The sequence below is a fragment of the Rhodococcus sp. YL-1 genome, from assembly GCF_001942025.1.
GTDB classification, from domain to species: Bacteria; Actinomycetota; Actinomycetes; order Mycobacteriales; family Mycobacteriaceae; genus Rhodococcus_F; species Rhodococcus_F qingshengii.
Map to the genome: position 1 here is coordinate 3,105,326 of NZ_CP017299.1, position 13,206 is coordinate 3,118,531.

Here is a 13,206-nt window from a genome sequence, read left to right on the forward strand (position 1 = left end):
AAGAACAAAATCCCGGGTATCCGAGCGCGGATACCCGGGATTTCTTCTGTGACGAGCTATCGTTCGCGTTTGACTGCAGGCTCGGTGAGTTCGGTCTCGACAGCGAGTTCGACTCCCGTGAAATCGCCTTCTGCCTCGGCCGGGGTGAGCGTGGACCGCTTCCACGCGTAGAACAGCAGCGCTGCCCACGCGCCGAGAATGGTCAGGTAACCGGCCACTGTGACCGCCCCGGTGATGTCGAAGGATTTGAACAGCTTCTGTGCGTTGGTCAACACGATGACGCCGCCCACCGCCGTTCCGAGCAAGGTTGCAGGTACGCGGCTGACCAGCCACGCCGCGAACGGAGCTGCGATGACACCGCCGAGCGCGAGACCGGCGACAACGAGGAGGTTTCCCGCCGACTCACGTCCCAATCCGACAAGGAATCCCAGCGACGCGGCTGACGCGACCAGAAACTCCGAGGCGCTGACCGAGCCGATCACGGTGCGCGGCGCGGTCTTTCCTCGTGAGAGCAGCGTGCTGGTGGTGATCGGACCCCAACCACCACCGCCGGATGCATCGATGAAACCACCGAACAGGCCGAGTGGGGACAGGAAACGTGCAGTGTGCGGGGTGGTACGAGCGTCCGCGACGGCCGGTGGGCGGACCGAAAAGCGTAGTGCCACATAGATACCGATGGCCAGCAGGATCGTCGCCGTGATGGGGACTGCCGCTTCGGTGGACAGACCCGAGAGCACGGTTGCGCCGATGAATGCACCGACTGCGCCGGGCACACCGAGCTTGGCGACGAGCTTCCAGTCGATGTTCTTGAACTTCCAATGCGACACACCCGAAGCGAGGGTGGTGCCGACCTCGGCCAGGTGAACAGCGGCGCTGGCCTGAGCCGGACCGAGGCCACCGATCATCAACAGAGTGGTTGCGGTGACACCGAAGGCCATACCGAGGGCGCCGTCGACGAGCTGGGCGCCGACGCCGACAAGGGTGAACAAAAGAAGATTGAACATGAGAAGACAGACTCCGAGCGAAGAAGCGACAAAGTCAGGGGTGCAGGCAGCGAGAATCGCCGCTCAGCAACACGCCTGATCGAAGCATGCGCTACGACGAGTGGGCCAGAACGCCATCAATCCGAGCGCAAATGCCGGGGAGGCATCGTGGCTGGAAATCTGCACGTCAGGTCCTTTGTTCTCGTTCGTTGGTGTTCTGTCCATGCGAGCATAGCCGGTGCCCGGCTCGGTCAACCCACGACGCGGGCGTAATTTCCCACTCGGTGGACAAGTCGATCGAAGAATTCCGCCGGATCGGTGCTGACCGCGATATCCGCGTTGGGCTCACGCTTCCAGTGCCCGACCCAGTCCGCAACCGTCGTTCCGATCAGCAGTGGACTCTCGGTTTCGACATCTACCGTTGCCGGTTTCAGCGTCGCCAGGCTCGGATCGAGCGCGACGGCAGCAGCGAAGGGATCATGCATGTGAGCAAGAAATCCCTGGTCGTATTCACGATGGAATTCCATGTAGAACCGGATTGCGTCGGACATATGCCTGATCACGCTGTTGGACGCGGAACTGCGGACGTCGGGACCGTCGTCAGGCGAGATGATCTCTTCCGGGGTGCTCCCGGCAGCTTCGGCGAGCCGACGCACATGTTCGGGGAACATCTCGATGGATTCGGTGACGTTGAGGCCGCAGATGATCGGGCGCCGGTGCGCGGGTACGACGGAGAACGCGTCGAACACCTCCTTGGCGGCGTGCGGATCCACCGAGACGTTCCACTCCGCGGTCGGCGTCGTGTTGCCCGGATAGTTGAACGACCCACCCATCACGACCAGTCGCTTCAGCAGGGACGGCAGATCGGGTTCACGTCTGATCGCCAAGGCCAGGTTGGTGAGCGGCCCCGTCACCAGCCCGGTGAGTTGTCCGGGGTACTCCCGGACGAGATCCACCCAGAGGTCGGTGGCGGTTCGGACCGAGCGCTTGCGACCCGAATCGGGGAGGACCGCATGGCCGATTCCTTGCGGACCGTGAGTCTCCTCGGTGGTGCGCAACGGTATGACCAATGGCTCGCGGGCGCCGAGTGCAACCTCGATGTCCGGGGCGCCGCAGAGCGCAAGCCAGTTCAAGTTGTTGGCCGCGACCTGTTCCACCGGAACGTTGCCGGCGGTGCTCGCAATCCCCAGTATCTCGGCTTCGGGGCTGGCAAGGAGATAGAGAAGCGCCAACGAGTCGTCGATACCGGTGTCGACGTCGACGATGAGTTTGTGCATGTCACTCATCGGTGGCCACCAGGATCGTCGGGGAATGCAGGACGGGGAAGTTCACCGACCGAGCGATGAAGCACTTCGTGTGTGCGGGGCCGTGAAGCTCCTGGGCCTTCTCGACCATCGACGCCTCCGCGACCAACACCGTCGGATTCAACGTCACTTCGATGAACTGGCCGCCGCCATCGGATTCCTCGATCATGCTGCCGACCGGCTGATCGCTGTAGTCGAGAACGACGACCCCAGCGGCAGCTGCCAGCCCGAGGTACCAGAGCATGTGGCACTGGGCGAGGGAGGCAACGAGCAGTTCCTCGGGGTTCCATCGCTGCGCGTCACCGCGGAACGAGGGATCGGAGCTGCCGAGAAGTTCCGGCTTTCCGACCGCGGATATTGCATGATTGCGCGAATATCCCTGCGTGCTGGACGTTCCGGTTCCCAGATCGCCCGTCCACTGAAGGTCGAGTGTGTAGGTATGTGACTTCACAGGTCCATCTTGCCCTGAATGTGCCGGTCCCTCAGTGTGCCCACTCCGCGCGATCCGATCCCCACGGATGGGCTGGTTCGGGGTAGTCCTCGAACTCTGCCAGCGCGGGTCGTGCGGTGGTCACGTCGGCATGGTTGACAACAACATTCAGGCCGGGAGCGGTCGGTAGACCGGGATGGACGGTTCGGCCGGGTGCGTCGAGAAGACGGGCGCCGGTGCTGGCCAATGACACGTCGACATCGCGGCCACGGCCGTCCTGCGAGCGCAGCGTCAACGCGTCGAGGATCCCCGCTGCCAAGAAGTATCCGGTCGAGTGGTCGAGTGCCTGCGCCGGAAGTGCGCCAGGGTTCTCACCACCCTCGAGGAACGAAATGCCGGACGCGGCCTGCACGATGCTGTCGAAGCCACGGCGATTCGCCCACGGACCTTCCCATCCCCATGCGCTGATGCGCCCGTGAATCAGGTGGGCGGGAAGATCCTGCCCGATGAGCGCTTCGAGTGCACCCGGCCGGTAGCCGGTGACCAGTACGTCTGCGGTTTCGAGGAGTTCTCGGAACGCTGCCGCTCCGGCCGAGGACTTCAGGTCGAGAAGCGCCGACCGCTTGCCCTGTCCACTGTCGAGGTGCTGCCATCCGATCTCGGGGATCGCCGGGGGATCGATCCGCAGAACGTCAGCGCCGACCAACGCCAGGGCACGCGTCGCGACCGGACCGGCGATGACGCGGGTCAGGTCGAGAACGCGTGGGCGCGTCGGATGCGTGCGGGGTTTTCCCTCGTCGCGTGCTCGGATGGATACCAGAGGCGCAGACCTCGCAGCTGCGCACTGCTCACTCAGGCGCCACTCGGTCGCGGTACGAACACGGACCGCGATGGCTCCGATCTCGGCGGCCTGCTGCTCGATCTCGATGGCGCTGAGTTCGGATATCCGTTGCGCCACTGCATCTTTGGGTGATCCATGAACGAGCGCGAGGACGGCGAGCAGGCGGTCGCGATGGTGCGGATAGTTGCCGTGCGTGCGGACCCAACCGTCGCGGGCGGCAAAGAACCCCGAGTGCTCGGAGAACCCGTTGATCGGCTCGCCGCCGATCCGGAACAGTCGATCGCTCGAGAAGGACGCGGCGATGCGCTCGGGATCGAGGGTCCAGTATCCGTCGCCCGGGCGGGTTGACCGATGAATCGCCGAGGCGAACGCCGCGACTGAGCCCGCAGCGAGGTCGAACACCGGCAAGTGCGCCGCAAGGAAACCCGCCGAGTCCGGGCATTCGATGTGCCCGCGTCGGTCGTCGCTGTGCACCCCGACGTCACGCTGGTATTCGTCGAGATAGAACCCGTACCCGTGATCCATGCGACGCCTTTCGGCAGTTCAGTGGCCGAGAAGCTCCCGGCACTTCTCTGCCAGCGTATCGCGGAGCGGCGCAGCACGATCCGCCAACTGTTGTTGCTGACGCACGTATTCGGCGCGGCCCGCGGGAGTTTCGATACGAATGGGGGAGTACCCGTACTCGGCGAGGTCGTATGGGCTCGCGCGCATGTCGAGTTCACGGGCCAGGAGCGCGTGTTCGAAGCACCGCATCACCAGGTGGGAATCGACGAGTGGCAACAATTTGAAGCTCCACTTGTACAGGTCCATACCGGCGTGCAGGCAGCCCGGCTGTTCGTGATCGATCTGAGTTTCGCGTGCAAGCGGGAGCGAGTTCTTGGGGGCCGCGTCCGGTGTGAAGAACCGGAACGCGTCGTAGTGCGTGCATTTGAGTGGCAGGGATTCGACGACCGCGTCGGTACCGGCGAACCCGAGTCGCAGCGGCACCGACTGGTGACGGATTGCGTCCTCGCCGCCGCGATAGACCATCGCCCATTCGTGGAGGCCGAAGCAACCCAGCACAGCGGGCCGCGCAGACGTCTGATTCAACAGATTCCACACGAATTCGACTGTGTGACGCCGACGCTCCAGCACTGAGGCCTCGACCGTCGCGGTACCCGAATCGTCGACGCGGTAGCCGGAGAAGGCTGCGTATTCGGCGGCGTTCTCGAGCGCGACTCCGTACCCGGGGTGCCAGCGGCGCAGTTGAGCGGGTTTGAAGTTGTAGTACGTGAAGAGGAAGTCGTGCACCGGGTGAGAGATACCGGCGCTACGACGCGCTCGGTGCGGCTCGACGAGCTTCTCCACCTCCTCGAGGTGAAGTGCCCGCCGAGCCGTCCACTCGCTCTGCGCGAGTGCGAGTGAATGCACCGAACGTGTCATCGATCAGCTGTTTCTTTGTCCGGGAACAGCATCCGTGCCGCGGTGCGTGCCGTCGCGGACCGTTCCGACGTACTCCTCGAGGAGATCCTCGAGCGCGACGATACCGATCACCACTCCGTCAGCGTCCGTGACAGCGCCGAGGTGCGAGCTGGCCCGACGAAGGCCGGCCAACGCTTCGGCCAGCGGTGTGCTGAGCGGAACGATGGGCAGCGGCCGGATATCCGACGTCGGAACGACGGTGTCCGGTCCAGCGGCCTCGTCGAGCACCTCGTCGAGCACGTCCTTGAGGTGCACGTACCCAGCCAGCGATCCGTCGCTCGCTCGCACCGGGTAACGCGAGTATCCGGTCTCGATGACCGCACGCTCGATCTCACCCAGTGTTGTTCCCGACGGTGTGAGGGGAATGGTCCGCACCTTGTCGAGAGTGATCAGGACCTCGGAGACGGTCCGATCGGTCGATTCGAGTGCCTGCTTCAACCGCCGGTGTTCTTCGGCGTCGATCAGACCTTCGGATCGCGATTCACCGATCATCGCGGACAACTCCACCGCCGAGACCGTGACGTCGAGTTCGTCCTTGGGTTCGACGCGCAGGAGCTTGAGCACTCCGTTCGCGCACAGGTTGTAGAACGCGATGATCGGGCGAGCGATCTTGATGAACGCCAGATGCACGGGAACGAGCAGCATGGCCGTCTTCTCGGGGCCGGCCAACGCGATGTTCTTGGGCACCATCTCGCCGAGCAGGATGTGCAGCACGACGACGAGCGACAGCGCGATGGCAAACGAGATCGGGTGCAGCAATCCGTCGGGCAGGCCGACGGCTTCCATCGGCACCTCGAGGAGGTGCGCAATGGCGGGCTCGGCGACCTTACCGAGGAGGATCGAGCAGATCGTGATGCCCAGCTGAGCCGCCGCAAGCATGAGCGAGAGGTTCTCACCGGCCTTGATGACTGTGAGCGCCCGCTTCTTGCCTTGCGCGACCAGTGCTTCGAGGCGGTCACGTCGTGCGGAGATCAGTGCGAACTCCGCACCGACGAAGAATGCATTGCCGGCGAGCAGCACGACGGTGAGGAGTACACCGAAGAGGTTATTCATCGTCGGACTCCTTCTTGCTGTCGTCGGCGGATTCGGGTTCGACGTAAGCGGGGACCGGCGTGATGGTCACCCGGTCGATACGGCGGCCTTCCATGCCGGTCACTCGTGCAATCCACTTTCCGCGCGAATCACCGGACGAGTCGACGTCGGGCAATTCCACCTCGTCACCTTCGTCGGGGATGCGGCCCAGTTCGGTGAGCACCAAGCCGCCGAGCGTGTCGTAGTCGCCTTCGGGAGCGGTGTACCCGGTAGCCGAAGTGACCTCGTCGATGCGCAGGAGACCGGAGCACGACCATCCGTCGCCGACGCGCTGCACGTCGAGTTCGGGTTCGTCGTGTTCGTCGCGCACATCGCCGACGATTTCCTCGATGAGGTCTTCCATCGTGACGATGCCGGCAGTTCCGCCGTACTCGTCGACGACGAGCGCAACCTGCATGCCGTCGGAGCGGATTCGCTCCATGACGGTGTCCCCGTCCAGGCTCGACGGCACGACGGGAACACGTTGAGCCAGACTGTCGACGCGCGTCGTGCGCCGACGTTCGGCCGGAACGGTGAACGCGTGCTTGATGTGTACGACGCCGACCGTGTCGTCGAGATCGCCGCGAACGACCGGGAAGCGCGAATAGCCGGTCCGCGACGCCGTCACGATCAGGTCTGCGACGGTGTCCGAGAGTTCCAGCGATTCGATCTTCACTCGCGGAGTCATCAGCTCTTCTGCCGTGCGGTCACCGAACTGCAGTGAACGGTCGACGAGCATCGCCGTGCCCTTGTCGATGGACCCGCGCTGCGCGGACGTCCGCACGAGGGACCCGAGTTCCTGCGGTGATCGCGCGGAGCGCAATTCCTCCGCGGGTTCGATGCCCAGGCGTCGCACGATCCAGTTGGCGGTTCCGTTGAGGCCGTTGATGGCCCACCGGAAGATCAGCGAGAACCCTGCTTGCAGGCCCGCAGTCGCGCGGGCGGTGGGCATCGGCTTGGAGATTGCGAGGTTCTTCGGTACGAGCTCACCGAAGATCATGGAGAACGAGGTCGCGATCACGAGCGCCAGGATCAAAGACGTTGTCGAGGCCGCGGATTCACTGAGCCCGACGGCCTTCGTGACCGGTGTGATGAACCGTGCCAGGACCGGCTCGGCCAGGTAACCGGTGATCAGGGTTGTGATCGTGATGCCCAGCTGAGCGCCGGAGAGCTGGAACGAAAGAGTCTTGTGCGCGTGTTGAACCTGCCGCGAGCGTCGGTCGCCGCCACGAGCAGCTTCGTCGACGGTGCTGCGTTCGAGCGCGGTCAGTGAGAATTCGGCCGCCACGAAGAGGGCGGTGCCTGCAGTCAGCGCGATGAAGCCGACCAGGCTGAGAATGGTGAAAACGATGTCCATGTGTCATCGCCACCTGAGATGTGCACGGGGGCCGCCGGGTTTGTCTCCCGGCTCGCTAGAGGAGCCCTCCGAACCGGCGGAATCAGAAGATTCCTCGGATAAAACGACGGGTGTAGCGCCGGGTAAGTGTGTGGGTGCCTCGGGCACCGGGTTCCTTTCGTCAGAGCCGAGTAGTTCTCGGCTGTAGCGGGCTCGGTCGGGTCGCCGAAGGGCACCCGACCGAGTTTTGTTTTCTGTTTACGGATCCAATGATACCGGCGGGTGCCCGGGAGTAGGGACCCGAGCACCCGCCGACAGTCACAGAACGTGGTTCACCAACCAGACGGAAGCGGCCGTCCTTCGGCAAATCCGGCGGCGGACTGCACGCCCAGAACGGCCTTCTCGTGCAGCTCCTCGAGAGAACGCGCACCCGCGTACGTGCAGGTACTGCGCACGCCGGAACAGATCTGATCGATCAGGTCCTCGACTCCAGGGCGCTCGGGATCGAGACGCATCCGCGAACTGGAGATGCCTTCCTCGAACAATCCCTTACGGGCGCGATCGAAAGCCGTTTCGGTGGCTGTGCGAGCGGCAACAGCGCGCTTGGAGGCCATACCGAAGCTCTCCTTGTACGCGTTGCCCGCCTGATCGACTTTGAGATCGCCGGGGGACTCGTATGTGCCGGCGAACCACGAGCCGATCATGACGTTCGACGCGCCCGCCGCGAGGGCGAGTGCAACGTCGCGGGGGTGTCGAACGCCGCCGTCGGCCCAGACGTGCTTGCCGAGCTCACGTGCCGCTGCAGCACATTCCGCGACGGCCGAGAACTGCGGGCGTCCGACGCCGGTCATCATGCGAGTCGTGCACATGGCTCCGGGTCCGACGCCGACCTTGACGATGTCCGCGCCTGCGGCGATCAGATCACGGGTTCCCTGTGCGGAGACCACGTTGCCTGCGACCAACGGGACGCCGAGATCGAGCGCCTTGAGGGTGGTGAGCGCATCGATCATTCTCTGCTGGTGACCGTGAGCCGTGTCCACGACGATCACGTCGGCACCGGCGTCGACGAGTGCCTTGGCCTTGGCGCCCACGTCACCGTTCACACCGACCGCCGCAGCGACCCGGAGTGCGCCGCGCTCGTCGACTGCGGGGTCGTAGATGCCGGCACGAATCGCGCCGGTGCGGGTGAGGACGCCGGCAAGAGTCCCGTCTTCGTTGACGATGACCGCCAGCGGATCGTGCTTGGTTTCGAGCAGTTCGAAGACCTCACGCGGTGTGGCGGTGACCGGGGCCGTGACGAAGTCGGTGATCGCGACGGTACGGAGGCGAGTGAACCGATCGACATCCGCGCAGGCAGCCTCGGTGACGACACCGAGAGGCTTACCGTCCTCGACCACCACGACCGCGCCGTGAGCGCGCTTGGGAAGCAGCGCCAGCGCATCGGAGACGGCGTCGTCCGGACTCAGCGTGACCGGCGTATCGGCGACGAGGTGGCGGCTCTTGACGAACGCCACGGTCTCGGCGACAGCGTCGGTGGGGACGTCCTGCGGAATGATGACCAGTCCGCCGCGGCGGGCGACAGTCTCCGCCATGCGGCGGCCGGCGACTGCGGTCATATTGGCGACCACGACGGGAATGGTCGTTCCGGATCCGTCGGAAGAATTGAGATCGACGTCGAACCGAGAGGTGACCTCGGTCCGGTTAGGGACGAGGAAGACGTCGTCGTAGGTCAGGTCGTATGGGGGGCGTTGCCCTTCGAGGAACTGCACGTTTCACGAGCCTACCGTCGATTCCGCCGTAGCGCCCTCGGTATCGCGCGCTTGTGAGCGGGAGAGGGCGATCGTGGTCATGATCATGACGGCGACGGCGCACCCGATGAGAACAATTCCGGGACCGTCGACGCGGAGGCGTTCGTCGAGCACTGTCATCCCCAGGAAGATGGCCGCGATCGGCTCGCCGATCGTCAGGGCGGGTAGCGACGCCGACAGCGGCCCGACCTGGAACGCGCGCTGTTGCAGGTAGACCCCGATTGCGCCCGAGGCGATCAGCGCCCACGTCTGCCATGCCGAAATCACCCCGATGACGCCGTGGCCGAGTAGGTCGGTGACGTACTTGGTGAATGCGACGGCGACGCCGTAGAAGATGCCTGCCGCAGAGCCGAGAAGCAGTGCGCGCCAGCCGCCGTCGAGTTTGGACAAGCCGCCGACAGTTGCGGCCACGGCCACTGCGACCGTAATCGTCAGGGGCACAGCCCAATCCGACCATGGAGCATTGCTGTCTCCCTCGGTGGGGTCGCCGACGACGAGGAAGATCGCCAAGGAAATCGCGAGCATGATCGCCAGTGACCACGCGGAACGGGTGATGCGGATTCCCGAGAATTTGGCCGAGAGAGGCAGCGCGAACAGCAACGAGGTCACGATCAGCGGCTGCACCACCAACACCGAACCCAACGACAGTGCAACGGCCTGCATGACGTACCCGCCGCCGTCACCGATCAGCCCGGCCCACCACCGAGGACTGCGAATCAACGACGCCACCAACGCCTCGCCCTCGGGAACCGCGGACGCCGCCCGTTGCTGAGCGACCGAAGCGCACGCGAAGAGCAGTGCAGCGAGAAGTGCGCAGAGAACCGAGATCAGTGGAAGATCACCCATTCCCTCAGTGTGCGCGCTTGCCCGCCCGATTTCCGGCAGACGGCTTTCCTGCGCCGGGTGCGCCGCGACGCGGGGTCAAGCCCTTGGACGCCAGACGCTCCGAACGGGTCGGGACCGGAGTGCCGTCCGCACGGATCTTCTTCACACTCTTCGGATCGGTGACGCGCCGCGAGGAGGCGGCGCGCTTGTCGCCGTCCTTCTTCATCCGGCCTCCGGCAGCGGTCCGGCCTGCAGTGTCGTGTTCCTGACGGCCACGCTTGGCGGTGTGCTTGACGGCAACCGTCGTATCGGGAGCCTCGACCGGAATTCCCGTCGGCTCCATCGCACCGGTGATGCGCGTGAGCTCAAGATCGTCAGGACGAACCCGCACACCGTGAACCTTGATGCCTGCCTGCCTGGTCAACTTCTCGACCGATTCACGTTCTTCGTCGGTGACGATGGTGACGACGACGCCCGATTCGCCGGCGCGTGCCGTCCGGCCGGCCCGGTGCAGGTAGTCCTTCGCCTCGGCCGGGGGATCGACGTGAACGACGAGCGTCACGTCGTCGACATGGATTCCGCGCGCGGCGACATCGGTGGCGACCAGGACCGGTGTTGTCCCGTCGGAGAACGACGCGAGGGTCTTGGTCCGATTGTTCTGCGTCTTGCCGCCGTGCAGAGCCCCCGCCGAGACGCCGATCAAATGCAGTTGCTGCGCAAGACGATCCACACCGTGCTTGGTCTTGACGAACATGATGGTCCGCCCCGCACGCGAAGCGATATGTGCGACAACGGATCTCTTGTCGTCGCGGTCGACGAAAAGCAGGTGATGCTCCATGGTCGAGACGGTCGCAACCGGGGGAGCAGTCGAGTGCGACGCCGGATTGCGCAGGTAACCCGCGACCAGATCGTCGACCTTGCCGTCGAGTGTCGCCGAAAAGAGAAGACGCTGACCGTCTTTCGGAGTCGTGTCGAGAATCTTCGCAACCTCGTCGATGAAACCCATGTCCGCCATGTGGTCGGCTTCGTCGATGGTCGTGATCACGACGTCGTCGAGAATCACCGACTTCTGCTCGAGTAGGTCGAGCAGGCGCCCGGGGGTCGCGATCAGCAGATCGACGCCGCGGGCAAGGATGTCGGCCTGACGCTTGATCGGAACGCCCCCGACCGCATTTGCCACACGCAAACCGATCTCGGTAGCGGCGTCGTCGAGTGCCTTGTGGATCTGGATCGCCAGCTCACGGGTGGGAGCGAGCACCAAACCGCGCGGACGATTCCGCTTGCTCGCCCCACCCTTGAGGCGCACCAGCATCGGAAGCCCGAAGGCCAGAGTCTTTCCGGAACCCGTCGCACCGCGCCCGAGTACATCCCGACCGGCAAGAACATCGGGGATGGTTGCCGACTGAATGGGGAAGGGGGCATCGATGCCGCTTCGGCGCAACGCGTGCACCATCACGGCGGGGATTCCGAGGTCGACGAACGAACGCCCTTCGGTCGAGGTGGGCGAGTCGATCGTCGATTCCTGCATTTGTCCAGGCTACCGGGTATCGGTAGACGCAGATGACCGCATCTACCGATACCCGCTGTGAATCAGGCCTCGATTTCGCTGCGGTCACCGCTCCACAGTGTGTGGAACTTGCCCGGCTTGTCGATGCGCTCGTAGGTGTGCGCGCCGAAGAAGTCGCGCTGACCCTGAGTCAGGGCGGCCGGCAGACGCTCCGCGCGCAGACCGTCGTAGTACGACAGCGAGGACGCGAACGCAGGTACCGGAATGCCGAGCATCGTCGCGGTGGCGACCACGCGGCGCCAGCTGTCGATGCCTGCCTCGATGGCCTCGCGGAAGTACGGCGCCAGAATCAAGCTCGGCAGGCTCGGATCGGCGTCGAACGCGTCCTTGATGCGGTTGAGGAACTGCGCACGGATGATGCAGCCACCGCGCCAGATCGTCGCCAGGTCGGCAGGCTTGAGGTTCCAGTCGTACTCGGCGCTGCCGGCAGCGATCTGATCGAAGCCCTGCGCGTACGCCACGATCTTCGACGCGTACAGCGCGGCCTGGATGTCGGCGGCAAACTGCTCGGCGTCAGCAGGCTTGTCGCCGAGAGAGCCGGCAGCCAGACCCTGCGCCTGAGCTGCGGCGCGCTGATTGCGGCTACCGGATAGTGCGCGAGCAAATACGGCCTCGGCGATACCGGTGACCGGCACGCCCAGATCCAGAGCGGACTTGACCGTCCAGCGGCCCGTTCCCTTCTGCTCGGCAGCGTCGACGATGACGTCGACCAACGGCTTGCCCGTCTCGGCGTCGACCTGGCGGAGCACCTCGGCGGTGATCTCGATCAGGTAGGACTCGAGGGTGCCCTTGTTCCACTCGGTGAAGACGTCGGCAACCTGACCGGCGTCGTAGCCCAGAGCGTCGCGGAAGAGGTTGTACGCCTCGCCGATGAGCTGCATGTCGGCGTACTCGATGCCGTTGTGCACCATCTTGACGAAGTGACCGCTGCCGTCGGGGCCGATGTGCGTGCAGCACGGGGTGCCGTCGACGTGAGCGGAGATGGACTCGAGAAGCGGGCCGAGAGCCTCGTAGGACTCCTTCGGGCCGCCCGGCATGATCGACGGACCGTTGAGTGCGCCTTCTTCGCCACCGGAGATACCGGCGCCGACGAAGTGCAGACCGCGGGCGCGGATCGCCGCTTCACGACGGATCGTGTCGGTGTAGAGCGAGTTGCCACCGTCGATGATGATGTCGCCGGGCTCCATGGCGTTCGCGAGCTCTTCGATGACAGCATCGGTCGGGGCGCCCGCCTTGACCATGATCAGGACGCGTCGCGGCTTCTGAAGTGCGGCAACAAACTCCTCGACGGTCTCGGTGCGCACGAAATCGCCCTCGGAACCATGCTCGGCGATCAGGGCATCGGTCTTCGCGATGCTGCGGTTGTGCAGGGCAACGGTGTGACCGTGGCGGGCGAAATTGCGGGCAATATTCGAACCCATGACGGCCAGGCCGGTGACGCCGATCTGAGCTCGGGGTGATTCGGTGCTAGTGGTTGACATGCTTACAGCTTTCCCTCTCGGTCCGCGGCTGTGAAATCCTGCGCTGTGCGCAGCCGAAAACGGTGCGGCCGCGACGCGCGTGAACATCAGACCGTGCAT

The 13,206-nt window shown here is 64.7% G+C and carries 11 protein-coding genes; all 11 read right to left on the bottom strand.

Translation table 11 applies throughout. The annotated features are described in order from the left end of the window. Window positions 1-56: 56 nt before the first annotated feature. Window positions 57-1,004, bottom strand: coding sequence for a sulfite exporter TauE/SafE family protein (locus BH682_RS14550; protein WP_007727818.1), 948 nt, complete (start codon window positions 1,002-1,004; stop codon window positions 57-59). Between the two features lie 230 nt (window positions 1,005-1,234). After that, window positions 1,235-2,269: a nucleoside hydrolase gene (locus BH682_RS14555; RefSeq protein WP_007727817.1), complete on the bottom strand. Its 1,035-nt coding sequence runs from the start codon at window positions 2,267-2,269 to the stop codon at window positions 1,235-1,237. Continuing rightward, on the bottom strand, window positions 2,262-2,738 hold the full coding sequence (locus tag BH682_RS14560; RefSeq protein ID WP_007727816.1) for an OsmC family protein: 477 nt from the start codon (window positions 2,736-2,738) through the stop codon (window positions 2,262-2,264). The genes BH682_RS14555 and BH682_RS14560 overlap by 8 nt, the downstream gene beginning before the upstream one ends. Before the next feature lie 31 nt (window positions 2,739-2,769). Continuing rightward, complete coding sequence (locus BH682_RS14565; RefSeq protein WP_075833176.1) at window positions 2,770-4,083, bottom strand: CoA transferase; 1,314 nt, start codon at window positions 4,081-4,083, stop codon at window positions 2,770-2,772. A gap of 18 nt (window positions 4,084-4,101) precedes the next feature. Then, window positions 4,102-4,980 (bottom strand): 3-methyladenine DNA glycosylase, encoded by an 879-nt coding sequence (locus tag BH682_RS14570; RefSeq protein ID WP_075833178.1) that lies wholly within the window; start codon window positions 4,978-4,980, stop codon window positions 4,102-4,104. Window positions 4,981-4,983: 3 nt separating this feature from the next. Then, a complete protein-coding gene (locus tag BH682_RS14575; RefSeq protein WP_003944826.1) occupies window positions 4,984-6,072 on the bottom strand; it encodes a hemolysin family protein in 1,089 nt (362 codons plus the stop codon). Continuing rightward, complete coding sequence (locus BH682_RS14580) at window positions 6,065-7,447, bottom strand: hemolysin family protein (RefSeq protein ID WP_075833180.1); 1,383 nt, start codon at window positions 7,445-7,447, stop codon at window positions 6,065-6,067. The genes BH682_RS14575 and BH682_RS14580 overlap by 8 nt, the downstream gene beginning before the upstream one ends. A gap of 311 nt (window positions 7,448-7,758) precedes the next feature. After that, window positions 7,759-9,195 (bottom strand): GuaB1 family IMP dehydrogenase-related protein, encoded by a 1,437-nt coding sequence (locus BH682_RS14590; protein ID WP_042919784.1) that lies wholly within the window; start codon window positions 9,193-9,195, stop codon window positions 7,759-7,761. A 3-nt stretch (window positions 9,196-9,198) separates the two neighbouring features. Continuing rightward, entirely contained in the window at window positions 9,199-10,080 is an 882-nt protein-coding gene (locus BH682_RS14595) for a DMT family transporter (RefSeq protein ID WP_075833182.1), read from the bottom strand. 4 nt (window positions 10,081-10,084) lie between these two features. Further along, window positions 10,085-11,587: a DEAD/DEAH box helicase gene (locus tag BH682_RS14600; protein WP_054188236.1), complete on the bottom strand. Its 1,503-nt coding sequence runs from the start codon at window positions 11,585-11,587 to the stop codon at window positions 10,085-10,087. A 62-nt stretch (window positions 11,588-11,649) separates the two neighbouring features. Beyond that, entirely contained in the window at window positions 11,650-13,107 is a 1,458-nt protein-coding gene (gndA, locus tag BH682_RS14605) for an NADP-dependent phosphogluconate dehydrogenase (RefSeq protein WP_007730904.1), read from the bottom strand. Between the last annotated feature and the right edge of the window lie 99 nt (window positions 13,108-13,206).

Excerpts from the sequence above, each read along its gene's own strand:
- gndA (WP_007730904.1), bottom strand. The coding sequence starts at position 13,107 with ATGTCAACCACTAGCACCGAATCACCCCGAGCTCAGATCGGCGTCACC.
- BH682_RS14555 (WP_007727817.1), bottom strand. The coding sequence starts at position 2,269 with ATGAGTGACATGCACAAACTCATCGTCGACGTCGACACCGGTATCGAC.
- BH682_RS14570 (WP_075833178.1), bottom strand. The coding sequence starts at position 4,980 with ATGACACGTTCGGTGCATTCACTCGCACTCGCGCAGAGCGAGTGGACG.
- BH682_RS14595 (WP_075833182.1), bottom strand. The coding sequence starts at position 10,080 with ATGGGTGATCTTCCACTGATCTCGGTTCTCTGCGCACTTCTCGCTGCA.
- BH682_RS14575 (WP_003944826.1), bottom strand. The coding sequence starts at position 6,072 with ATGAATAACCTCTTCGGTGTACTCCTCACCGTCGTGCTGCTCGCCGGC.
- BH682_RS14550 (WP_007727818.1), bottom strand. The coding sequence starts at position 1,004 with ATGTTCAATCTTCTTTTGTTCACCCTTGTCGGCGTCGGCGCCCAGCTC.
- BH682_RS14580 (WP_075833180.1), bottom strand. The coding sequence starts at position 7,447 with ATGGACATCGTTTTCACCATTCTCAGCCTGGTCGGCTTCATCGCGCTG.
- BH682_RS14565 (WP_075833176.1), bottom strand. The coding sequence starts at position 4,083 with ATGGATCACGGGTACGGGTTCTATCTCGACGAATACCAGCGTGACGTC.
- BH682_RS14600 (WP_054188236.1), bottom strand. The coding sequence starts at position 11,587 with ATGCAGGAATCGACGATCGACTCGCCCACCTCGACCGAAGGGCGTTCG.